Genomic DNA, 20340 nt, shown 5'->3' on the forward strand with positions numbered 1-20340 from the left:
CAGAGGGCGCGTTTTCCCTGGCGACGGGTTTGCAGCCTGTTCGCCACACAAGCACGGATGGCTTGATATCGTCTTTAAGTAAACAGCATTGCCCTGTGTGAGGAGCGTTTGAATGAGCCAAGTGCTGGAAGACCTGGTCGACTTGCTGACCCTGGAACCGATTGAAGAAAACCTGTTTCGCGGCCGTAGCCAGGACCTGGGCTTTCGCCAGTTGTTCGGCGGCCAGGTGCTGGGCCAGTCGCTGTCGGCGGCGAGCCAGACGGTCGAGGAAGCGCGGCATGTGCATTCGATGCACGGTTATTTCCTGCGGCCGGGCGATGCCGGCCTGCCGGTGGTCTACTCGGTGGACCGGGTGCGCGACGGCGGCAGCTTCAGCACCCGGCGCGTCACGGCGATCCAGAAGGGCCAGCCGATCTTCACCTGCAGCGCCTCGTTCCAGTATGACGAGGAGGGCTTCGAGCACCAGAGCAGCATGCCCCAGGTGGTCGGACCGGAGAACCTGGCCACCGAGCTGGAACTCACCCAGCAGCGCGCACACCTGATCCCCGAGCACATGCGTGAAAAACTCCTGTGCCCCAAGCCGATTGAAGTGCGCCCGGTCACCGAGAAGGACCCCTACAACCCGCAGCCATCCGACCCGGTCAAGTACGTCTGGTTCCGCGCCGACGGGGCGCTGGCCGATTCGCCGGCGTTGCATAAATACCTGCTGGCCTACGCCTCGGACTTCGGTCTGCTGACCACCTCCTTGCTGCCCCATGGCAAGTCGGTGTGGCAGAAGGATATGCAGGTCGCCAGTCTTGACCATTCGTTGTGGTTCCACGCCAACCTGCGGGCCGACGACTGGTTGCTGTATGCGATGGACAGTCCGTGGGCCGGCAATTCCCGTGGGTTCTCCCGGGGCAGCGTGTACAACCGCGCTGGCGTGCTGGTGGCGTCGGTGACCCAGGAAGGGCTGATTCGTCATCGCAAGGATTGGGCATGAGTCTGGCTGAAGTGCGTCACTGGGTGTTCGACATGGACGGCACCCTGACCGTGGCGGTGCATGACTTCGCGGCGATCCGCGTGGCCCTGGCGATCCCGCCGGAAGACGACATCCTCACGCACCTGGCGGCGCTGCCCGCCGCCGAGGCTGCGGCCAAGCATGCCTGGTTGCTGGAGCATGAGCGGGATCTGGCGCTGGGATCGAAACCGGCGGTGGGGGCGGTGGAGCTGGTGCGCGAGTTGGCGGGGCGTGGTTATCGTCTCGGTATTCTCACGCGTAACGCCCGGGAGCTGGCCCATGTGACGCTGGAGGCCATCGGTCTGGCCGACTGTTTCGCGGTGGATGATGTGCTGGGCCGTGATGAAGCACCGCCCAAGCCACATCCGGGAGGCTTGCTGAAGTTGGCCGAAGCCTGGGATGTGGCGCCGAGCGAGATGGTGATGGTCGGTGATTACCGCTTCGACCTGGATTGCGGGCGGGCGGCGGGCGCGCGGACCATTTTGGTCAACCTGCCGGACAACCCCTGGCCGGAGTTGACGGATTGGCATGCCGAGGATTGCCTGGCCCTTCGGCAGATGCTTTCGGCTTGATGATGCCCCCCTGTAGGAGCGAGCTTGCTCGCGATGGACGCAAACGATAACGCAGCGTTTGCTGGACGAATGCGGCGCTCTCAAGTCCATCGCGAGCAAGCTCGCTCCTACAACGTCTCCTAGGGAAATGTCCGCTCGCGACAAGGATCGCTTACTTCCCGAACAACGCCTTCTGCCCCTGCGGCGAAGTCAGCATGCCATCGCCGTTATGCCCGACGCCAGGCACCTCGACCAGGGTCTGGGTGAACCCTTGCGGATGACGCTGTTGCAGGTAGGCAAAATAGTTGTGCCCGCGAATCAACCGATACGGCCCCTGAGCCTCGGCCCCACAGGTCTTGTCCAGCGCCGGATGGTTCGGGTCGGTGTCCTGTTGTCCCAGCAGGTAGGTGATATCGCGCTGTACATAAGCCTGTTCCAACTGCGCCGGTGATTGTCCCTTGGCGTAGTCCGGCAGGTTCTGCAGGCCGTATTTCCAGTCGTTGAACCCCGGGCAGCTCGACGGATTGAACCCCGCCACTGGTCGCTGGGCGTTGAAGTAGGCATAGGACGACGGGTTGGCGACCACATAACGCAGCTTGACGCCGCTCCCCGCCAATTGCTCGTCGCCATGCCCCACCAGGGCATAACGCTGCACCACCTGACCGCCGCCGGAGTGCCCGGCGACCACTACTTCGCGCAGGGCCGGAAACTTTTTCCGATTGCCCAGGCGCGCCAGGACTTCATCCAGCGCCGCATAGGAACTGATCGCCGAAGGCCCGGTGGAGGCCGAGCCGGCCATCCAGTCTTCGCCCTGCCAGCGCAGCAGGTTGCCCGGCAGGTGATTGCGCTGCACATCGCTTTCATTGAGGAACTGCGGCGCGATGATCAGGGTATTGCGGTCCTGACCTGCCTGGGCCGCGGCGGTTTCCGCGCTCTGGAGGTAGGTCATGGCATTACGCAGCCGCCCGTGCACGATGATCAGCACTCGCTGCACGTCCGGCATCGGTCCCTGCCAGTCGCGGTTGAGCCCGACGCTCAGTTCGCCGGCCGAGAGTTTCAAGTGATTGGGGCTGACTTCCTTGACCCCATGGTCGGCGGCCTGGACCTGGCCGCCGATAACGCACATGCCCAACAACAATGACCCACACAGTATTTTGTTCATTCACAGACTCTTGGCGGCGAAGGTATCGCATTGGTTGAGTTGTCCCTGGGCGAAGCCGGTCTTGAACCAGCGCACCCGCTGGGCGGAGGTGCCGTGGGTGAACGAGTCCGGTACCACTCGCCCCTGGCCTTGCTGCTGGAGGCGATCATCACCGATTGCGCTGGCGGCATTCAAGGCCGCATCGATGTCGCCGGGCTCCAGCCAATTCAAGCGTTTCTGCGCATGATAGGCCCAGACGCCGGCCAGGCAGTCGGCCTGCAGTTCCTGGCGTACCAACAGCCCGCCGTCGCCTTCCATCTTTTGCCCTTGCTGGCGGGCGGCCTGCATCTTGGCCGACACGCCGAGCAAGGTCTGCACGTGATGACCGATCTCGTGGGCGATCACATAGGCCCGGGCAAAGTCCCCGGTGGCCTTGAAGCGCTGGGACATTTCGCGAAAGAAATCCAGGTCCAGGTAGACCCGTTGATCCGCGGGGCAGTAGAACGGTCCGGTGGCGGAAGAGGCCAAGCCGCAAGCAGAGTTGACCCGGCCGTTGAACAGCACCAGGGTCGGGTCCTGATATTGCCGTCCGGCCTGCTGGAAGAGTTGGTGCCAGGTGTCTTCGGTGTCGCCGAGAATGGCCCGGACGAAATCCGCCTGCTCATCGTTGGCCGGTGGCGCCTGGCGGCTTTGCGGGCTGACCGGCAGCGCCTGCTGTTGGCCCATCTGCTCGCTGAGCAGCCCGAGAATCTGCATCGGATCCTGCCCGGTCAGCAGGCCGATGCCGACGATCAGCACCACGGCCGTCAGACTCAAGCCCTTGCCGCCGAAACGCCTTCCGGGGCCGGCACCCGTGTCACTATCGCGCGCGTCTACTACGTTATCGCTGCGTCTACCTTTTCTCCAGAGCATGAGGCAATCCTCTTGTTGCTGTGCAGATCAGTGTTGCTGCTGCTGGGGATGGCCGCCAGTCCGGTCGTCAGGCCGGCGTGGTCCCGGAGGAGGGTGGGCGGCGATCCGCTCGCAAGGTTGACGACGGGCGGGACGCAGAGGCCTGGAGCCAGGCCTCCGGAGCGGACGGCTCAGTCGGCCAGGTTGGGGATCTTGCGCGGGGCCATGAAGTACAACCAGATCAGGGCCAGGAAGTACATCGCCGGGATCAGTGTGAACAACACGGCATAGTTGTTGTGGGTGGTGGTCAGGATATAGCCCACCAACTGGGTCATGAACATGCCGCCGATGGCCGCACACATGCCGCCGAAACCGAACACCGTGCTCATCATGTGCTTGGGGGTGTAGTCCATCACCAGGCTCCAGATGTTCGCGGTCCAGGCCTGATGCGCGCCGATGGCCAGGGAGATTGCGCCCACGGCGACCCAGAGGTGGCTGGAACCGGCCGCCATGACCACACCGATGATGCAGCAGGCGAACAGCAGCATCGAGAGCAAGCGGGCGCGGATCGGGTTGATCCCGCGACCGATCAGGAACGAGGAGAGGATACCGCCGCCGACGCTGCCGAAGTCGGCGGTCAGGTAGATGATGATCAGCGGGATGCCCATCTGCGTCACGCTGATGCCCAGGTTGTATTGCTGGTTGAGGAACGGCGGCAGCCAATACAGGTAGAACCAGAACACCGGGGCGGTTAGCGAGTAGGCCAGGGCAAACGCCCAGGTGCCGCGCATGCGCAGGATTCGCGAAAAGGGCACGGCGGGTTGTGGCGGTTCGACTTCCTTCTGGACATAGGCCAGTTCCGCTGCTTTCACCGAAGGATGGTCTTCCGGATTGAAGTATTTCAGGCCCCAGAACACCAGCCAGATGCCGCCCAGCGCCGACATGCACAGGAACGCCGCCTGCCAGCCCCAGACTTCCAGGATCAATGGCAGCAGCATGGGCGTGAACATCGCGCCGACGTTGGTCCCGGCATTGAAGATCCCGGTGGCCACGGCTCGTTCACCGGCAGGGAACCACAGGCGGGTGGTTTTCACACAGGCCGGGTAATTGGCGGCTTCGGTCAGGCCGAGAATGAACCGACAGACCATGAACCCCACCGCCGAGGTGGCGAGGCCGTGGGCACCGGTCGCCAGGCTCCACAACAGCACGGCGAAGAAGAACACCCGCTTCACGCCGATCTTGTCGATCAAGCGTCCTTGCAGGACGAAGCCGACGGCATAACCGACCTGGAACCAGAAGTTGATGTTGGCGTAGTCCATCGCCGTCCAGTTCATGGCCTTGGCCAGGATGGGCTGCATGACGCCCAGGGCGGCGCGGTCGATGTAGTTCAGGGTGGTGGCGAAAAACACCAGGGCCAGCATGCCCCAGCGGGTCGTGCCGACGGCCATGGCGCCGCGGATCTTGTCGGTGATACCGACGCGGGGGCTGCCCTGGGTGACAGGGGAGCTTTGTGAAGTCGAGAGCATGAGCGATTACCCGTTTTTTGGAATTGTCTGGGTGTGTTTCTGCAGCGTTCAAAGCAACGCCTTGGCCGGGACGATGGTGCGCAGTGGGCAAAAAACCGTCAATTCGTCGCAGGTCATTGTGGTCGATAATCGCACACAAAACTAACCAGTTCGTACACTTTGATTGATGTCTGGCTTTCCCGCCTCGATACTTTGATCGTTCCGTAGGAGCCGGCTTGCTGGCGATCCAGGCGACTCGGTTTGACAGAACCACCGCGTCGATGGCATCGCCAGCAAGCCGGCTCCTACAGGGAGGCTGTGCCGTATCTACAACAAAAAACCTCTGCCGGGAGTCCACGCTATGCAGCGTTCCATTGCCACCGTTTCCCTGAGCGGCACCTTGCCGGAAAAGCTTGAAGCCATTGCCGCCGCCGGGTTTGACGGGGTGGAGATCTTTGAAAACGATCTGCTGTATTACGACGGCAGCCCTCGGGAAATCCGCCAGATGTGCGCGGACCTGGGGATAGCGATCACTCTGTTCCAGCCTTTTCGCGACTTCGAGGGCTGCCGCCGCGACCGTCTGCCACGCAACCTGGAACGTGCCGAACGCAAGTTCGACCTGATGCAGGAACTGGGCACCGACCTGGTGCTGGTGTGCAGCAATGCGGCGGCCGACAGCGTCGGTGACCCACGGATCCTGGTGGATGACCTGCATCTGCTGGCCGAACGCGCGGGCGCCCGTGATCTGCGTATCGGTTATGAAGCCCTGGCCTGGGGCCGGCACGTCAATACCTACCAACAGGTCTGGGACATTGTCCGCGAGGCCGATCATCCGAACCTCGGGGTCTTGCTCGACAGCTTTCATACCCTGTCGCTCAAGGGCGATCCGAGCGCCATTGCACAGATTCCCGGCGACAAGATCTTCTTCGTGCAAATGGCCGACGCGCCGATCCTGGCCATGGATGTCCTGGAGTGGAGCCGGCATTTCCGCTGCTTCCCGGGGCAAGGTGAATTCGATCTGCCGGGGTTTCTCGCGCCCATCATCAAGAGTGGTTACACCGGGCCGCTGTCCCTGGAAATCTTCAACGACGGTTTCCGCGCCGCGCCACCTCGGGCCAATGCCGCCGATGGTTTGCGCTCGTTGCTGTACCTGGAAGAGAAAACCCGCGAGCGCCTGGCCCAGGAGGCTGAGCCTGTGGCTAATCTCGACAGCCTGTTCGCGCCGCCACCGGTCAGCGAAAACGATGGCATCGAGTTTCTCGAGTTCGCGGTGGACGAAAGCCTCGGCGCCAAACTGACCCACTGGCTGGAACGCCTGGGTTTTACCAAGGCCGGGCAGCACCGCTCGAAAAGCGTCAGTCTGTTGCGCCAGGGCGATATCAACCTGATCCTCAACTCCGAACCCTATTCCTTTGCCCACAGTTTCTTCGAGGCCCACGGCCCGTCCCTGTGCGCCACGGCGATCCGGGTCAACGACAGCGCCAGCGCCTTGGCCCGGGCGGTGGCCTACAAGGGCCAGCCCTATCGCGGGCTGGTCGGCCCCAACGAGCTGGAACTGGCGGCGGTGCGGGCGCCGGATGGCAGCCTGATCTACCTGGTGGACAAGGACGCCACGGGCCAGAAACTCTACGACACCGATTTCAACCTGCTACCGGTGACGCCTTCGCGCACCGGGCTCAAGCGCATCGACCACATGGCCATGGCGCTGCCCGCCGACAGCCTCGACAGCTGGGTGCTGTTCTACAAGAGCCTGCTGGATTTCGAAGCGGACGATGAAGTGGTGCTGCCGGACCCTTATGGTCTGGTGAAGAGCCGGGCGCTGCGCAGTCGCTGCAGTTCGATCCGTCTGCCGCTGAATATTTCCGAGAACCGCAATACGGCGATTTCCCATGCATTGTCGAGTTATCGCGGCTCAGGCGTGCATCATATTGCCTTTGACTGTGACGATATTTTTGCCGAGGTCAGCCGGGCGAAAGAGGCGGGCGTGCCGTTGCTGGATATCCCCCTCAACTACTACGACGATCTGGCCGCGCGCTTCGATTTTGACGATGAGTTCCTCAGCGAGCTGGCGTACTACAACGTGTTGTATGACCGTGATGCCCAGGGCGGGGAGTTGTTCCACGTCTATACCGAGCCGTTCGAGGGGCGCTTCTTCTTCGAGATCCTGCAACGCCGCAATGGCTATGCCGGGTATGGTGCCGCGAATGTCGCGGTGCGTCTGGCGGCAATGGCCAAATCCCGCAACGGTGGCGGGCGGCAGGCCCGGCTCTGACTGCCACTCCTGCCTTCCAGCAGGAGACGCTCGATTGCTCGCGAAAAAGTCGTTAACGATCACGCGACTTTGTTGAACGGCCGCCGCTAGGGCGGCGGATCGCGAGCAAGCTCGCTCCTACAGGTAATTGTGCTCATAATCGGTGGCATCTGCTGATAAGGCCGTGAGCCCAGAATAACTATGACTTCAGAACTATCCGCCCCGTCCGACGACACCCCGGTCGTCGTGCCGCGCAAGAGTCGCAAGAACAATCCCGAGAAGACCCGCGAGAACATCCTCCAGGAAGCGATCGTCGAGTTCGTCCAGCAGGGGCTCTCCGGGGCGAGGGTCGACGCGATTGCCGAACGGACCCACACCTCGAAGCGGATGATCTATTACTACTTCGGGAGCAAGGAACGGCTCTACGTCGAGGTGCTGGAGAAGCTCTACGGGGATATTCGCAGCACCGAAAGCCGCCTGCACCTGACGGAGCTGGAGCCACGGGAGGCGATTCGGCGGATGGTGGAATTCACCTTCGACCACCACGACCGCAATGTCGATTTCGTGCGGATCGTCAGCATCGAAAACATCCACAAGGGCGAGTACGTCAAGCAATCCCAGGCGATTCGTTCGCTGAACGTCACGATCCTCACCGCCCTGGGCGAAATCCTTGAGCGCGGCGCGCAGCAAGGGTTGTTCCGCAGCGGCCTGGACCCGCTGGACGTGCACCTGCTGGTGAGTTCGTTCTGCTTCTACCGGGTGTCGAACCGCCACACCATTGGCGAGATCTTCCAGGTCGACTTGCCCGACGAGCAGATCAAGGCACGTCATCGCGAGATGATCTGCGAGTCGGTGTTGCGCTACTTGCAGGCCTGACGGCATCTTCAGGCCCGGAACACTCACAGGGCTGAGCCTTATCCAGGATAAAGCTCAGCTCAATGAGTCTTATAGCCGCTGAAAATGCTCCAGCATCCGCTGCGAGTCCGGCGTGATGCCGCTGAACAGCTCGAACGCCTTCACCGCCTGGAACACCGCCATGGTTCCGCCATCCAGCGTGCGGCAACCCAGGGCCCGGGCGTTGCGCAACAGCTCGGTTTCCAGCGGGAAATAGACGATCTCCGCCACCCATACTTCGGCGCGCAGCAACGCCAGCGGGACCGGCATTCCGGGCAGCTTGGCCATGCCCATCGGGGTGGTGTTCACCAGGCCGTCCGCCTGGGCCATGGACGAGGATAACTCGTTCCCGGCCTTGGCCCGGCCGCCGGCAAAATGCTGATTGAGGTTGTCCGCCAGGCTCTGTGCCCGGGCGCTGTCGACATCAAAGATCGTCAACTGGCCGACGCCTTCACCGAGCAGCGCGTGGGCCACGGCCGCCCCCGCACCGCCGGCGCCCATCTGGACCACGTGCTCGACCGCGACACCCTTGAGGCCACGGCGAAATCCTTCGGCGAAACCCAGGCAATCGGTGTTGTGCCCGACGCGCTTGCCGTCCTTGAGCACCACCGTATTCACGGCGCCGATCCCCCGTGCTTCGGGGGACAGTTCATCGAGCAGTGGAATAATCGCCTGTTTGCACGGAAAGGTGATGTTCAAACCGGTGAACGCCATACGCTCGGCCGCCAGCAACAGCTCGGGCAGGGCGCTGATGTCCAGTTGCAGCGGGTCCAGGTCGATCAACCGGTACAGGTAACGCAGTCCCTGGGCATCCCCTTCGCACTCGTGCAGGGTCGGGGTGCGTGAAGCCTGGATGCCGGCGCCGATCAATCCGGCCAATACGGTTCTGCTGTGATTCTGCGACATCCTGCTTATCCCTTCAGTTTCTGGCTGAAATAGTCCAGCGCCAGGCGGTAACCGTGGCTGCCGAACCCGCACATCACCCCGGTGGCGATGGACGATACAAATGAGTGATGGCGAAACAGTTCGCGGGCGTGGACGTTGGACAGGTGCACTTCGATCACCGGCAACTCACTGGCCACCAGGGCATCGCGGATCGCCACCGAGGTGTGGGTCCAGGCGGCCGGGTTGATGACGATCCCGGCGCAACGGCCACGGGCCGCGTGAATCCAGTCCAGCAGTTCGCCTTCATGGTTGGTCTGGCGAAACTCCACGGTCAGGCCCAGCTCAGTGGCCGCCCGCCCGCACAGGGCAGAGAGGTCAGCCAGGGTCTCATGGCCATAGGTTGCCGGCTCGCGTGTGCCAAGCAGGTTCAGGTTCGGGCCGTTGAGTACCAGAACGATAGGCGGCATCGGGGGAATCTCCATTGTTATTGTTGGCTTGGACCGAGGGCAGTCGGGTCTGCGGAGATAAAATGTACTAACTGGTTAATCCAAGTCAAATGAACAGAACGCCTTGAGAAGAAATCCAGCGCTTTAGTGTTCGATCAGCGAACAGCTCCCGGGAGCTTTTTCGGTTGAATAGGTTTGAGGGCACGGCGTGCGAAGCGTTTCGATATCCCAGGGCAAGCGTCGACCAGTGATCGCCTGGCCCCTTGACGGGTTTCCATTCGAGGAGAATACTCGGGAAAAATTCATATAGATGACTGGATAACTACAAGAATGAATGCCCTTTCCAGCGACGAACGCCTGCCCCTCTATCAACGCCTGCGCGACGAACTGGCCCGACAGATTGCCAACAACCGCTGGCGCCCGGGCGAAGCGATTCCCACCGAGGCAGTGCTGGCTGGTGAGTACCAACTGTCCGTCGGCACGGTGCGCAAGGCCATCGACAAGCTGGTGGGAGAGGGCATCCTCGAACGCCATCAGGGCCGGGGTACCTTTATTCGCCGCCCACAGTTCCAGTCTTCGCTGTTTCGCTTTTTCCGCTTCCAGACTCCGGCCGGTGAGCGCCAGATGCCGGAGAGCCGGATCCTCAATATCGATTCCCTGCCTGCCCCCTCCGCTGTCAGCCAGGCCCTGGGGCTGGCGCCCGAGGCTGCGGTGATTCGCCTGGTGCGCCTGCGGTTGCTGGAAGGCGCGCCGTTGCTGGCCGAGGAAATCTGGCTGCCCAAGGCGCGTTTCCGGGCATTGCTGGATGTCGACCTGGATTGCCAGGGCCCGTTGCTCTATCCCATTTACGAGGAACTCTGCGGTCAGGTAGTGGCGTCGGCCGAGGAGACCCTCACTGCTGAAGCCGTGGGCGAGGTCCATGCCCGCCTGCTGCAGATCGAGACCGACAGTCCGGTAGTGGTGATCGAGCGGCTGGCCCGCAACTACGCCGGCCAGCCGCTGGAGTGGCGGCGCTCCCGTGGCCATGCCCGGCACTTCCGCTACAGCGTCGATATCCGTTGATTTGCCCCTGCACTCCGATCACCTATAAGGATAAGAAATCATGTTCAGCTGGTATCGCGACATCACCTCAAGGGAGCGCAAGACATTCTGGGCCTGCTTTGGCGGCTGGTCCCTGGACGCACTGGAAGTGCAAATGTTCGGCCTGGCGATCCCGGCCCTGATCGCCGCCTTTGCCCTGAGCAAGGGCGATGCCGGGTTGGTCAGTGGCGTGACCCTGATCACCTCGGCCCTCGGCGGCTGGCTCGGCGGTACGCTGTCCGACCGTTATGGCCGGGTGCGCACGCTGCAATGGATGATCCTCTGGTTCTCGTTGTTTACCTTCCTCTCGGCCTTTGTCAGCGACTTCAATCAGTTGCTGATCGTCAAGGCATTGCAAGGCTTCGGCATCGGTGGCGAATGGGCGGCGGGCGCGGTGCTGATGGCCGAGACCATTCAGGCGCGTTATCGCGGCAAGGTCATGGGCGCGGTGCAGAGTGCCTGGGCCATTGGCTGGGGCGTGGCGGTCGGGGTGTTCACCTTGATCTACACCTTCGTGCCCGAAGCCATGGCCTGGCGGGTGATGTTCCTGGTGGGCCTGTTGCCGGCGCTGCTGGTGATTTATGTCCGGCGCAGCGTGGTCGAGCCTGACAGCACACAGCGCCAGGCGAAGGCTGAGGGCCGTGGCCTGCTGGCTTCGATGGCCGCGATCTTTCGTCCCGAGTTGCTGCGAGTGACGCTGTTGGGCGGCATCCTCGGCCTTGGCGCCCATGGCGGTTATCACGCGGTGATGACCTGGTTGCCGACCTTTCTCAAGACCGAGCGCAACCTCTCGGTGTTGAGTTCCGGCGGTTATCTGGCGGTGATCATCGTTGCGTTCTGGTTCGGCTGTATCGTCAGCGGTTTGTTGCTGGACCGAATCGGTCGGCGCAAGAACATCATCCTCTTTGCCTTCTGCTGCGTGGTTACGGTGCAGTGTTATCTGTTCCTGCCGCTGAGCAATACCCAGATGCTGTTCCTTGGCTTTCCCCTGGGCTTCTTTGCCGCCGGTATTCCGGCCAGCCTCGGTTCGTTCTTCAATGAGTTGTACCCGGCGGATGTACGCGGTGCTGGCGTGGGTTTCTGCTACAACTTCGGCCGTGTGCTGTCGGCAGTGTTTCCGTTCATGGTCGGACATATGAGCGAGTCGATGTCCCTCGGCTCGGCCATCGGTATCGATGCGGGGATTGCCTACGGCGTGGCGGTATTGGCCGCGCTGGCCTTGCCGGAAACCAAGGGGCGCAACCTGCAGGATGCCTCGCCGCAGGCGCTGCCCGCCAAACGTCCGGATGCCCACCAATTATCCTGAAACCCCCGCAATCCCTGTAGGAGCCAGCTTGCTGGCGATAGCGATTTTCCAGGCAACGGAGAGGTTGCCCCTTAGATCGCATCGCCAGCAAGCTGGCTCCTACACGGGTTGTATTCAACCTTTTCCATAGATGAGTTCCATGTCCGACACTTGCCCATTGCCGATTCGCGGTATCGATGCCCACGCCCATGTTTTCGAACGTGGCCTGGGGCTTGCGACGGTGCGCCGTTATGCGCCGGACTACGACGCGACCCTGGCGACCTATCTGCAACACTTGCAGGAGAATGGCCTGAGCCACGGTGTGTTGGTGCAGCCGAGCTTCCTCGGCACCGATAACCGCTACCTGCTGGCGGCGTTGCAGCAAGCGCCCGAGCGCTTGCGTGGGGTGGTGGTGGTCGAGCGCGATATCGCCTTCAGCGAGCTTGCGCGGATGGCCGCGCTGGGTGTGGCGGGTGTGCGCCTGAACCTGATGGGGCAGCCGTTGCCGGATTTTGCCGAGGCGCCGTGGCAGGTGTTTTTCCAGCATCTGTGCCGCCTGGGTTGGCATGTCGAACTGCATCGCCAACTGGAAGATCTACCGGCCTTGATCGAACCGCTGCTGGCCTTGGGGTGCAAGGTGGTGGTCGATCATTTTGGTCGCCCTGACGCACGATCGGGCGCCGAGCAGCCGGCTTTTGCCCGTCTGCTCGAACTGGGTGCCAGCGGGCGTTTGTGGATCAAGGTGTCGGGTATTTATCGATTGGGCGGGACGGCGATGGAGAATCTGCATTTTGCCGAAAAGGCCCTGTCGCTGATGCTGCAAAGCCTGGGGCCGGGCCGTTTGCTCTGGGGCAGCGACTGGCCGCATACCCAGCATGAGCAGGAGGTCAGCTTCGGCTCCGAGATCGATCGTCTGCGCCAGCTGGCCTGTGCACCGCCGCTGCGCCAGCATCTGCTGTGCAATACGGCCGCCGAATTGTTCGGCTTCGTCAAAGACTGAGGCAGGCGGCAGATGCCGCCTGCGCCCGGGTTCAACGACGGGTCAGCAACACCCCGGATTCCATGTGATGGGTCCAGGGGAATTGATCGAACAGCGCGCAGCGTTCGATGCGGTGGGTATCGTGCAGTTGCTCGATATTCGCCGCCAGGGTCTCGGGGTTGCAGGAGATGTACAGGATATTGTCGAAACGCCGGGTCAACTCGCACGTGTCCGGGTCCATGCCGGCACGGGGCGGGTCGACGAACACGCTGCCGAACTCATAACTTTTCAGGTCGATGCCGTGCAGGCGACGGAACGGACGAACCTCGTTCAGCGCTGCGGTCAGTTCCTCGGCGGACAGACGTACCAAGGTGACCGTGTCGATCGCGTTCTCATCGAGGTTGCTCAGGGCGGCATTCACCGAGGTCTTGCTGATCTCGGTGGCCAGCACCTTGCGCACCCGGGTCGCCAGCGGCAGGGTGAAGTTGCCGTTGCCGCAATACAACTCCAGCAGGTCGTCCGAACGCTCGCCGAGGGCTTCATAGGCCCAGTTGAGCATCTTCTGGTTCACCGTGCCGTTGGGCTGGGTGAAGGCCCCTTCCGGTTGCCGGTAGCTGAAGGTGCGCCCGGCAATCTCGAATTTCTCCACCACGTAGTCGTGGCCGATCACCACCCGCTTGCCCTTGGAACGGCCGATAATGCTGACGCCCAGGTCGGCAGCCAGTTGCTCGGCGGCGATCTGCCAGTGCTCGTCCAGTGGGCGGTGATAACACAGGGTGATCATCGCGTCGCCCGCCAGGGTGGTCAGGAACTCCACCTGGAACAGCTTGTGGCTCAGGGGCGCGCTGGCTTGCCAGGCCGCCTTGAGCTTGGGCATCAACTCATTGATGCGCAGGCTGGCAATCGGGAAGTCTTCGATCAGGATCGGCGTGCGCTTGTCGTCCTGGGAAAACATCGCGTAGTGGCGTTCACCGGCTTCGCGCCACAGGCGGAACTCCGCCCGCAGGCGAAAGTGCTGCAAGGGCGAGTCGAAGACCCGCGGCTCGGGTGCATCGAACGGCGCCAGCAGGTCGCGCAAGCGCGCGACCTTGTCTTCGAGCTGAGCGGTGTAAGTGTTGGAATCAAAAGTCATGCGTTGAACCAGCCCAGCTTGATCACGAACAGTATCGACAGAATCACCAGCGCCGGGTTCAGTTCGCGGGCGCGACCGGACAGCAACTTGATCGCGGTCCAGGCAATGAAGCCGAACGCGATGCCATTGGCGATGGAATAGGTGAAGGGCATGGCCAGGGCGGTGACCACCACCGGTGCGGCTTCGGTGATGTCATCCCAGTTGATTTCCGCCAGGCCCGAGGCCATCAGCACGGCCACGAACAGCAGCGCCGGTGCGGTGGCGAACGCCGGAACGCTGCCGGCCAGTGGAGCGAAGAACAGCGCCAGCAGGAACAGGATGGCCACGACGACGGCGGTCAAACCGGTACGGCCGCCAGCACTGACGCCCGCCGCCGATTCAATGTAGCTGGTGGTGGTCGAGGTGCCCAGCAGCGAGCCGGCCATCGCGGCGGTGCTGTCGGCGATCAGCGCACGGCCCATTTTCGGCATGTGGCCGTCCTTGCCCATCAGCCCGGCGCGCTTGGCGACGCCGATCAGGGTACCGGAGTTGTCGAACAGGTCGACGAACAGGAAAGCGAAGATCACGCTGACCAGGCCGATGTCCAGGGCGCCCTTGATGTCCAGTTGCATAAAGGTCGGCGCCAGCGACGGCGGTGCCGAGACGATGCCGCCGAACGGGCTGAAGCCCATCAGGATCGAAACGATGGTCACGCCGAGGATGCCGATCAGCACCGCGCCACGGACTTTCAGGGCGTCCAGGGCGACGATGACGGCAAAGCCCAGGGTGGCGAGAATCGGTGCCGGCTGCTTGAGGTCACCGAGGCCGACCATGGTCGCCGGGTTGCTCACCACGATGCCGGCGTTGTGCAGGGCGATCAGTGCCAGGAACAGACCGATACCGGCGGCAATCGCCGAGCGTAGCGGCAGCGGGATACTGTTGATGATCCACTCGCGGATACGGAAGATCGACAGCAGGAAGAAGCACACCGCCGAGATGAACACCGCCCCCAGCGCGACTTGCCAGGTATGGCCCATGTGCAGGACCACGGTGTAGGTGAAGAAGGCGTTCAGGCCCATGCCCGGTGCCAGGGCGATCGGGTAGTTGGCGATCAGGCCCATGACCGTCGAGCCGATGGCCGCGGCCAGGCAGGTGGCGACAAACACCGCGCCCTTGTCCATGCCCGTTTCGCCGAGGATGCTCGGGTTGACGAACAGAATGTAGGCCATGGCCAGGAAGGTGGTAACGCCCGCGAGTATCTCGGTGCGGATATTGGTGTTGTGTGCCTTGAGTTGAAACAGCCTTTCCAGCATCTCTGCTCCCCCGTGGCGCACTCGGCGCCGTGAATGAATCGATCCCCAAACAGCCAAGCACAGACTCTAGCGGCCTGATGAGCTTCTGTCTGTGGAAAAAAAGCCGCGCATCATACCAGTGGTTTGCGTCGGTTGGCTGCGCGTTGCAAGCAGGATGCCAGGACATGGGTAAAAAAACTGTCCCGGCGCGGGGCATCGATGCCGTTGACGGGTGCATCAGGCATACTGCTGGCTCCATTCGGAGGGATTTATGAGCAGTCGAGTGAAGAGTCTGGTCCTGGGCATGGGCCTGGTGATGGCCAGTACGGTGCTGACGGCGTCTGCCGCGCCAGCCCAGGCGCTGATCGGTGTGGCCATCTACACGGTGGTGTCTCGGGGCTGTATCGAGGACGTGTCCGACGGTCGCAGGCAAACCCAATGTGCCCATAATGGGCCGATCACCGTGACGGTGGTGGAGTCGGGTTATGGCCATGGTCCGCTAGCCTTTCTCAACGGCGCACCGCTGCCATACGCCACGCGCAGTTCACTCTGCGAATTCCAACGGCCGTTCCTGGCTTGCACCACCGGCAAGGTGGTGGGTTACAAATTCAGCTATGTGTTTGAGCTGGACAGCCAGGAGGTCGGTACCTTCGTCGTCGCCGATCGTTCGCTGACGGCGCCGGTGCAGACCAAGGGCGCGGAAATTCAGATCGCCGTCCCTTAAGCGACTTTCGCCGGCCCGGCCACTTCCTCCGATTGGCCGGGGACTTCGTGCATGCGATCGCGTCGGGCCAGGGTCGGAAACAGTTTCATCCAGCTCCCGGTGATCACCAGGGTGCCGATGCCACCCATGACCACCGCGGGCACGGTGCCGAACCAGTGGGCCGTCAGCCCCGACTCGAACTCGCCGAGCTGGTTCGAGGCGCCGATAAACAACCCGTTCACGGCGCTGACCCGGCCGCGCATCTCGTCCGGGGTCTCCAGTTGCACGAAAGACGCGCGGATCACCATGCTGATCATGTCCGCCGCGCCCAGCACCACCAGCACCGCCAGGGAGAACCAGAACGAGGTCGACAGGCCGAAGGCTATGGTTGCCACGCCGAACACGCCGACGGCGGTGAACATGATCCGTCCGACCTTGCGCTCCACCGGGAAGCGCGCCAGCCACAGGGACATCAGCAACGCGCCCACCGCCGGGGCCGAGCGCAACAGGCCCAGGCCCCAGGCGCCGGTCAGCAGGATGTCCTTGGCGAACACCGGCAGCAGGGCCGTGGCACCGCCCAGCAGGACGGCGAACAGGTCCAGGGAAATCGCCCCGAGAATGTCCGGGCGACTGCGGATAAACCGAATCCCCGCCAACAGTGAGTGCAGGGTGGCTTTGCCTTTATTCAGGGCGGTCTGCCGCGCCGGCAGGTTGAGCATCAGCAAGCAGGCGATCACATACAGGGCCACGGTGGGCCCATAGACCCAGGTGCTGCCCAGGGCATAGAGCAGGCCACCGAGGGCCGGGGCGACGATGGTCGCCAGTTGCTGGGCCGACTGGGCCGCGGCCACGGCGCGGGGGAACAGCGCCGCCGGCACGATGGACGGCAACAACGCCTGGGTCGTAGGCATTTCGAAAGAGCGTGCCGCCCCCAGCAGGAACGCCAGGATAAAGATCATTTCCCGGGTGACATGGTGAGTCGCGCTGCCGATGGCCAGGCTCAGGGCGATCAAGGCCTGCAACGACTGGCACAGGGCCGCGACCTTGCGTCGGTCGTAGCGGTCGGCGACATGCCCGGTGTGCAGCATGAACAGCACCCGCGGAGCGAATTCCACCAACCCCACCAGACCGAGGTCGAGCACATTGCCGGTCAGTTGGTAGAGGTTCCAGCCGATAGCCACGGTGAGCATCTGGAAGCCGCTGGCGGTAAAGATCCGCGCCAGCCAGAAAGCCAGAAAAGGGCGGTGATGGCGCAACAACAGCGGTGTCTCTGTGGGCATCGGGGGCTCGCCTGGGCGGGGGATAAGGCAGACTATCATTCCCGTGTAACAAAAAGTTGCTGAGCTGCCTATGATTTTCCCGGATCAGTTGTCATCTGCGCCTGAGGCAACCTGTCACGCGGCAAAAGACCACACAACCCGGCCGTCGGAATGGGACTACTCTTTTAACGTTGATTGATTCAGATCACTTCCCTTTCGGGCGCTGATCTGGGTCTGGATCCCTGCGTTGCGATGGCGAGAAGAACGAATTCGAATTCGTCGTACTCCATATCCGTGGGGGCTGTAGGCGCGGACCGCTCGGTCGGCAGCCGGTATTACCTGACAGAGGAAGACTTATGTTCGGTTTGGAGGCGCTAGATCTCGCCCGAATGCAGTTCGCGTTTACCATTTCCTTCCATATCCTGTTCCCGGCCATCACCATCGGCCTGGCGAGTTACCTGGCGGTGCTCGAAGGGCTGTGGTTGAAGACGCGCAACGACACGTACCGCGATCTGTATCATTTCTGGTCGAAGATCTTTGCCGTCAACTTCGGTATGGGCGTGGTGTCCGGGTTGGTCATGGCCTATCAGTTCGGGACCAACTGGAGTCGCTTCTCGGACTTCGCCGGTGCCGTCACCGGGCCCTTGCTGACCTATGAAGTGCTCACCGCCTTCTTCCTCGAAGCGGGTTTCCTCGGGGTCATGCTGTTTGGCTGGAACAAGGTCGGGCGCAAGCTGCACTTCTTCGCCACGGTCATGGTGGCGATCGGCACGCTGATCTCGACCTTCTGGATTCTCTCCTCCAACAGCTGGATGCAGACGCCCCAGGGTTTCGAAATTGTCGATGGCCGGGTGATTCCGGTGGACTGGCTGGCGGTGATCTTCAACCCGTCCTTCCCGTTCCGCCTGATGCACATGGCCGTGGCCGCCTTTGTCGCGACAGCATTCTTCGTCGGCTCCTCGGCGGCCTGGCACCTGTTGCGCGGTCGCGATAACCCGGCGATCCGCACCATGCTGTCGATGGCCATGTGGATGGCGTTGATCGTGGCGCCGATCCAGGCGGTCATCGGCGACTTCCACGGCCTCAACACCCTCGAGCACCAGCCGGCGAAAATTGCCGCCATCGAAGGTCACTGGGAAAACATCGGCAACGAGCCGACCCCGCTGATCCTGTTCGGCTGGCCGGACATGAAGGCCGAGAAGACCCGCTTCGCCGTGGAGATTCCGTACCTGGGCAGCCTGATCCTGACCCACAGCCTGGACAAGCAGGTGCCGGCGCTCAAGGAGTTCCCACCTGAAGACCGGCCGAACTCGACCATTGTGTTCTGGTCGTTCCGGGTCATGGTCGGCCTGGGCTTCCTGATGATCTTCACCGGGTTGTGGAGCCTGTGGCTGCGCAAGCGTGAGCGTCTCTACAGCAATCGGCTGTTCCTGCATCTGGCGCTGTGGATGGGACCTTCGGGGCTGATCGCGATCCTGGCCGGCTGGTTCACCACGGAAATCGGTCGCCAGCCTTGGGTGGTCTACGGCCTGATGCGCACGGCGGATGCCTCGTCCGGACACAGCTTTCTGCAGATGAGCATCACCCTGACGCTGTTTATCGTGGTCTATTTCTCACTGTTCGGCGTGGGCATTGGCTACATGATGCGCCTGGTGCGCAAGGGGCCGAAGATCAACGAGGGCGCGGAAACGAGCCACGGTGGTCCGGGTCAGAAACGCACACCGGCCCGTCCGCTCTCCGCTGCCGATGAAGGCAGCGACGACGGCCACAGCCTGAACAAGGGGAACTGAATCATGGGTATTGATCTTCCGCTGATCTGGGCCGTGATCATCATCTTCGGCATCATGATGTACGTGGTCATGGATGGTTTCGACCTGGGGATTGGCATTCTCTTCCCCTTTATCAAGGGGGACCGTGACCGCGATGTGATGATGAACACCGTGGCCCCGGTCTGGGACGGCAACGAGACCTGGCTGGTGCTGGGCGGTGCGGCGCTGTTCGGCGCCTTCCCGCTGGCCTATTCGGTGGTGCTCTCGGCGTTGTACCTGCCGCTGATCTTCATGCTGGTGGGGTTGATCTTCCGCGGCGTGGCGTTCGAGTTCCGGTTCAAGGCCAAGGACCACAAGCGTCATATCTGGGACAAGTGCTTTATCGGTGGCTCACTGGCGGCGACCTTCTTCCAGGGGGTGGCGCTGGGCGCGTTCATCGACGGCATTCCGGTGGTCAACCGCCAGTTCGCCGGCGGTTCGCTGGACTGGCTGACCCCGTTCACCCTGTTCTGCGGCCTGGCGCTGGTGGTGGCCTATGCCTTGCTCGGCTGCACCTGGCTGATCATGAAGACCGAAGGCAAGTTGCAGGAGCAGATGCATGACCTGGCGCGGCCGTTGGCCTACGTGCTACTGGCCGTGATCGGGATCGTCAGTATCTGGACGCCGCTGGCCCACGGGGAAATCGCGGCGCGCTGGTTCACCCTGCCGAACCTGTTCTGGTTCCTGCCGGTGCCGATCCTGGTGCTGGTCACCTTATACGGGCTGATCCGGGCCGTGGCCCGCAATGCCCACTACACGCCGTTCCTGCTGACCCTGGTGTTGATCTTCCTCGGCTACAGCGGCCTGGGGATCAGCTTGTGGCCGAATATCGTGCCGCCGTCGATCTCGATCTGGGACGCCGCCGCGCCGCCGCAAAGCCAGGGTTTCATGCTGGTGGGGACGTTGTTCATCATCCCGTTCATCCTGGGCTACACCTTCTGGAGCTACTACGTGTTCCGCGGCAAGGTGACCCACGAGGACGGTTATCACTAGTGCGCCGCGCCCGCTCCCGGTGGGAGCGGGCTTGCTCGCGAGGGTCTTCCCGGGAAGGTCATCGCGCTTGAGAGACGAGGACTGGGGACATGACAGGCAAACCTTCTTTGCACGAGATCGAAGCGGCGGAAAAGAAACCGCTCTGGCAACGCCTCGGCTGGCTGGCGATCATCTGGGCCGGTAGCGTGTTGGCGCTGTTCGTGGTGGCCAGCTTGATGCGGATGTTCATGAGTGCGGCCGGGTTGACCACTCACTAGCGCCTGATC

19 protein-coding genes are annotated in these 20340 nt (G+C 62.6%); 11 read left to right on the forward strand and 8 right to left on the reverse strand.

The genetic code is table 11. The annotated features are described in order from the left end of the window. Window positions 1-112 precede the first annotated feature (112 nt). Window positions 113-982, forward strand: coding sequence for an acyl-CoA thioesterase II (gene tesB, locus HX866_RS17365; RefSeq protein WP_100941483.1), 870 nt, complete (start codon window positions 113-115; stop codon window positions 980-982). Next, window positions 979-1572, forward strand: a complete 594-nt coding sequence (locus tag HX866_RS17370; RefSeq protein ID WP_177140153.1) for an HAD family hydrolase — start codon at window positions 979-981, stop codon at window positions 1570-1572. The genes tesB and HX866_RS17370 overlap by 4 nt, the downstream gene beginning before the upstream one ends. Window positions 1573-1723: 151 nt before the next feature. Here the strand turns inward: HX866_RS17370 and HX866_RS17375 are convergent, their stop codons facing one another. From HX866_RS17375 to HX866_RS17385, 3 genes are all read right to left on the reverse strand, one after another. Beyond that, a complete protein-coding gene (locus HX866_RS17375) occupies window positions 1724-2713 on the reverse strand; it encodes an alpha/beta hydrolase (protein WP_177125449.1) in 990 nt (329 codons plus the stop codon). After that, the gene (gene ypfJ, locus HX866_RS17380) at window positions 2714-3604 is read right to left on the reverse strand and encodes a KPN_02809 family neutral zinc metallopeptidase (RefSeq protein ID WP_177140154.1); all 891 of its coding nucleotides are present in this window, start codon (window positions 3602-3604) and stop codon (window positions 2714-2716) included. It lies immediately after the preceding gene. A 170-nt stretch (window positions 3605-3774) separates the two neighbouring features. Then, the gene (locus HX866_RS17385; protein ID WP_371319268.1) at window positions 3775-5031 is read right to left on the reverse strand and encodes an MFS transporter; all 1257 of its coding nucleotides are present in this window, start codon (window positions 5029-5031) and stop codon (window positions 3775-3777) included. 418 nt (window positions 5032-5449) lie between these two features. On the opposite strand from HX866_RS17385, the gene quiC reads away from it, so the two are divergent. Together quiC and HX866_RS17395 are read left to right on the forward strand one after the other, a co-directional pair. Then, window positions 5450-7360, forward strand: coding sequence for a 3-dehydroshikimate dehydratase QuiC (gene quiC, locus HX866_RS17390; protein WP_177140156.1), 1911 nt, complete (start codon window positions 5450-5452; stop codon window positions 7358-7360). A 174-nt stretch (window positions 7361-7534) separates the two neighbouring features. Then, window positions 7535-8215, forward strand: a complete 681-nt coding sequence (locus HX866_RS17395; RefSeq protein ID WP_177103920.1) for a TetR family transcriptional regulator — start codon at window positions 7535-7537, stop codon at window positions 8213-8215. A gap of 69 nt (window positions 8216-8284) precedes the next feature. Here the strand turns inward: HX866_RS17395 and HX866_RS17400 are convergent, their stop codons facing one another. Together HX866_RS17400 and aroQ are read right to left on the reverse strand one after the other, a co-directional pair. Then, window positions 8285-9139, reverse strand: a complete 855-nt coding sequence (locus HX866_RS17400) for a shikimate dehydrogenase (protein WP_177140157.1) — start codon at window positions 9137-9139, stop codon at window positions 8285-8287. A 5-nt stretch (window positions 9140-9144) separates the two neighbouring features. Next, window positions 9145-9585 (reverse strand): type II 3-dehydroquinate dehydratase, encoded by a 441-nt coding sequence (aroQ, locus tag HX866_RS17405; protein ID WP_177095940.1) that lies wholly within the window; start codon window positions 9583-9585, stop codon window positions 9145-9147. 309 nt (window positions 9586-9894) lie between these two features. Between aroQ and HX866_RS17410 the strand changes: the two genes are divergently transcribed. The 3 genes from HX866_RS17410 (at window position 9895) to HX866_RS17420 (ending at window position 12929) form a co-directional block, all read left to right on the forward strand. Next, entirely contained in the window at window positions 9895-10626 is a 732-nt protein-coding gene (locus HX866_RS17410; protein WP_177095942.1) for a GntR family transcriptional regulator, read from the forward strand. Between the two features lie 40 nt (window positions 10627-10666). Further along, window positions 10667-11950: an MFS transporter gene (locus HX866_RS17415; protein ID WP_177140158.1), complete on the forward strand. Its 1284-nt coding sequence runs from the start codon at window positions 10667-10669 to the stop codon at window positions 11948-11950. Between the two features lie 139 nt (window positions 11951-12089). Then, window positions 12090-12929 (forward strand): amidohydrolase family protein, encoded by an 840-nt coding sequence (locus HX866_RS17420; protein WP_177140159.1) that lies wholly within the window; start codon window positions 12090-12092, stop codon window positions 12927-12929. Between the two features lie 31 nt (window positions 12930-12960). On the opposite strand, the gene trmA is transcribed toward HX866_RS17420, so the two are convergent. After that, the gene (gene trmA, locus HX866_RS17425; RefSeq protein ID WP_177125104.1) at window positions 12961-14040 is read right to left on the reverse strand and encodes a tRNA (uridine(54)-C5)-methyltransferase TrmA; all 1080 of its coding nucleotides are present in this window, start codon (window positions 14038-14040) and stop codon (window positions 12961-12963) included. Beyond that, entirely contained in the window at window positions 14037-15332 is a 1296-nt protein-coding gene (locus HX866_RS17430) for an NCS2 family permease (RefSeq protein ID WP_177095950.1), read from the reverse strand. The genes trmA and HX866_RS17430 overlap by 4 nt, the downstream gene beginning before the upstream one ends. Window positions 15333-15582: 250 nt before the next feature. On the opposite strand from HX866_RS17430, the gene HX866_RS17435 reads away from it, so the two are divergent. Beyond that, window positions 15583-16035 (forward strand): DUF4879 domain-containing protein, encoded by a 453-nt coding sequence (locus tag HX866_RS17435; protein WP_177095952.1) that lies wholly within the window; start codon window positions 15583-15585, stop codon window positions 16033-16035. Here HX866_RS17435 and HX866_RS17440 read toward each other — a convergent pair. After that, complete coding sequence (locus HX866_RS17440) at window positions 16032-17294, reverse strand: MFS transporter (protein WP_177095954.1); 1263 nt, start codon at window positions 17292-17294, stop codon at window positions 16032-16034. The two genes, HX866_RS17435 and HX866_RS17440, sit on opposite strands and share 4 nt — an antisense overlap. A 335-nt stretch (window positions 17295-17629) precedes the next feature. Here HX866_RS17440 and HX866_RS17445 point away from each other — a divergent pair, with 335 nt between their 5' ends. The 3 genes from HX866_RS17445 to HX866_RS17455 all read left to right on the forward strand — a co-directional run bounded on the left by HX866_RS17445 (window position 17630) and on the right by HX866_RS17455 (window position 20331). Then, complete coding sequence (locus HX866_RS17445) at window positions 17630-19063, forward strand: cytochrome ubiquinol oxidase subunit I (RefSeq protein WP_177095956.1); 1434 nt, start codon at window positions 17630-17632, stop codon at window positions 19061-19063. A gap of 3 nt (window positions 19064-19066) precedes the next feature. Next, entirely contained in the window at window positions 19067-20074 is a 1008-nt protein-coding gene (gene cydB, locus HX866_RS17450; protein WP_177095958.1) for a cytochrome d ubiquinol oxidase subunit II, read from the forward strand. An 89-nt stretch (window positions 20075-20163) separates the two neighbouring features. After that, complete coding sequence (locus HX866_RS17455) at window positions 20164-20331, forward strand: DUF2474 domain-containing protein (RefSeq protein ID WP_177095962.1); 168 nt, start codon at window positions 20164-20166, stop codon at window positions 20329-20331. The last annotated feature ends 9 nt before the right edge of the window (window positions 20332-20340 follow it).

Origin of the sequence: Pseudomonas gingeri, from assembly GCF_013386165.1 — a bacterium.
Taxonomy (GTDB): domain Bacteria; phylum Pseudomonadota; class Gammaproteobacteria; order Pseudomonadales; family Pseudomonadaceae; genus Aquipseudomonas; species Aquipseudomonas gingeri_C.

Excerpts from the sequence above, each read along its gene's own strand:
- tesB (WP_100941483.1), top strand. The coding sequence starts at position 113 with ATGAGCCAAGTGCTGGAAGACCTGGTCGACTTGCTGACCCTGGAACCG.
- HX866_RS17375 (WP_177125449.1), bottom strand. The coding sequence starts at position 2,713 with ATGAACAAAATACTGTGTGGGTCATTGTTGTTGGGCATGTGCGTTATC.
- trmA (WP_177125104.1), bottom strand. The coding sequence starts at position 14,040 with ATGACTTTTGATTCCAACACTTACACCGCTCAGCTCGAAGACAAGGTC.
- HX866_RS17410 (WP_177095942.1), top strand. The coding sequence starts at position 9,895 with ATGAATGCCCTTTCCAGCGACGAACGCCTGCCCCTCTATCAACGCCTG.
- HX866_RS17445 (WP_177095956.1), top strand. The coding sequence starts at position 17,630 with ATGTTCGGTTTGGAGGCGCTAGATCTCGCCCGAATGCAGTTCGCGTTT.
- quiC (WP_177140156.1), top strand. The coding sequence starts at position 5,450 with ATGCAGCGTTCCATTGCCACCGTTTCCCTGAGCGGCACCTTGCCGGAA.
- HX866_RS17440 (WP_177095954.1), bottom strand. The coding sequence starts at position 17,294 with ATGCCCACAGAGACACCGCTGTTGTTGCGCCATCACCGCCCTTTTCTG.
- HX866_RS17420 (WP_177140159.1), top strand. The coding sequence starts at position 12,090 with ATGTCCGACACTTGCCCATTGCCGATTCGCGGTATCGATGCCCACGCC.
- HX866_RS17430 (WP_177095950.1), bottom strand. The coding sequence starts at position 15,332 with ATGCTGGAAAGGCTGTTTCAACTCAAGGCACACAACACCAATATCCGC.
- HX866_RS17455 (WP_177095962.1), top strand. The coding sequence starts at position 20,164 with ATGACAGGCAAACCTTCTTTGCACGAGATCGAAGCGGCGGAAAAGAAA.
- cydB (WP_177095958.1), top strand. The coding sequence starts at position 19,067 with ATGGGTATTGATCTTCCGCTGATCTGGGCCGTGATCATCATCTTCGGC.
- HX866_RS17385 (WP_371319268.1), bottom strand. The coding sequence starts at position 5,031 with ATGGCCGTCGGCACGACCCGCTGGGGCATGCTGGCCCTGGTGTTTTTC.
- HX866_RS17370 (WP_177140153.1), top strand. The coding sequence starts at position 979 with ATGAGTCTGGCTGAAGTGCGTCACTGGGTGTTCGACATGGACGGCACC.
- ypfJ (WP_177140154.1), bottom strand. The coding sequence starts at position 3,604 with ATGCTCTGGAGAAAAGGTAGACGCAGCGATAACGTAGTAGACGCGCGC.
- HX866_RS17400 (WP_177140157.1), bottom strand. The coding sequence starts at position 9,139 with ATGTCGCAGAATCACAGCAGAACCGTATTGGCCGGATTGATCGGCGCC.
- HX866_RS17435 (WP_177095952.1), top strand. The coding sequence starts at position 15,583 with ATGAGCAGTCGAGTGAAGAGTCTGGTCCTGGGCATGGGCCTGGTGATG.
- aroQ (WP_177095940.1), bottom strand. The coding sequence starts at position 9,585 with ATGCCGCCTATCGTTCTGGTACTCAACGGCCCGAACCTGAACCTGCTT.
- HX866_RS17415 (WP_177140158.1), top strand. The coding sequence starts at position 10,667 with ATGTTCAGCTGGTATCGCGACATCACCTCAAGGGAGCGCAAGACATTC.